This window comes from Mesorhizobium sp. M7A.F.Ca.CA.002.09.1.1 (genome assembly GCF_003998555.1).
Taxonomy (GTDB): domain Bacteria; phylum Pseudomonadota; class Alphaproteobacteria; order Rhizobiales; family Rhizobiaceae; genus Mesorhizobium; species Mesorhizobium ciceri.
Window position 1 is genome coordinate 1 of sequence record NZ_RZRR01001240.1, and the last position, 1235, is coordinate 1235.

Annotated in this window: 2 protein-coding genes; both read right to left on the bottom strand. The window is 63.4% G+C overall.

The features are described from left to right. Positions 1-520 (bottom strand): MFS transporter (locus EN994_RS32155; protein ID WP_127308186.1); only part of this gene is annotated, 520 nt, incomplete at its 3' end. 11 nt (positions 521-531) lie between these two features. Then, positions 532-1235, bottom strand: a 704-nt coding sequence (locus EN994_RS32160; RefSeq protein ID WP_164746452.1) for an HlyD family secretion protein, incomplete at its 5' end; no start/stop codon positions are given.

The following is a 1235-nucleotide window of genomic DNA, read 5'->3' on the forward strand; positions in this document are numbered from 1 at the left end:
AGAGCCAGGAGAAATGGTCGGTCAGCCAACCGCCGATGGTCGGCCCGACTGTCGGTGCGACGATGACGGCAATGCCGTAAAGAGCAAATGCCTGGGAGCGTTTTTCGGGTGGAAAGGTGTCGGCGAGAATGGATTGTTCGCTGGGTGCCATGCCGCCGCCCCCGAGGCCTTGCAGGATCCTGAAGACGATGAGCATTTCCAGATTGGGCGCCAGGCCGCACAGCAGCGACGCTATGGTGAAGATCGCCACGCAAAGCATGTAGTAACGCTTGCGGCCGATGACGCTGGCCAACCAGCCGCTAACCGGGATGATCACGGAATTCGCGACCAGATAGGTGGTGATCACCCAGGTGCTTTCGTCCATCCCGGCCGCGAGGCTGCCGGCGATGTTGCGCAGCGCCACGTTGGCGATCGAGGTGTCGAGCACCAGCATGAAGGTGGCGATCGAGACGACGACTGCGATCAGCCACGGATTGCGCCCGCCGGCGGCGGACCGGGTTTCGCTCCGTTCACCAGCCATTTCGACGGCGCTCATCTCACCTTGACTGTCGGCACCACCGACAGGCCTGGACCCAGCAGCACGCCCGGCGGTCGGTCGAAGACGATCTTCACGGGCACGCGCTGCACCACCTTGACGAAGTTGCCGGTGGCATTCTCGGCCGGCAGCAGGCTGAAGGCGGTGCCACTGCCCGCCTGGATGCTGTCGACGCGGCCGTGGAAGTTCTTTTCGGGATAGGCGTCGATATCGATGTCGACGGGCTGTCCCGGCCGCATCAGATCAAGCTGGGTCTCCTTGAAATTAGCCTTCACCCAGACCTCGTCGGGAACGAACATCATCAGCACCTGACCAGGCTGGGCGTAGGTGCCCTTGGCGGCCGTGATACTGGTGGCGCGACCGGCGACAGGCGCGGTTATGATGGTGCGCGACAGCATGGTGCGGGCCTGCTCCTGGCTGGCCTTGGCTTGATTGAGCTTTGCTTGCGCGCTCTTGGTCTGTGCTTGCAGAACAGTGACCTGGCTTTTCGCGGCTGCCACGTTTGCTCCGGCGCTGTCGAGGGCGGCCTGGTCCTGGCGCAGGGTAGAAGCGGCCTGTTCCGCCTGCTGTTGGGTGGAGGTTCCCTTGGCCAGCAGCTCACGGTTGCGCTTGTCCTCCGCTTTGGCAAACTCGAGCGCGGCCTGGGCCTGCGCCACCTGCTTCTGTGCCGCATCGATCTTGGCGTTTTGTGCTTCGATCT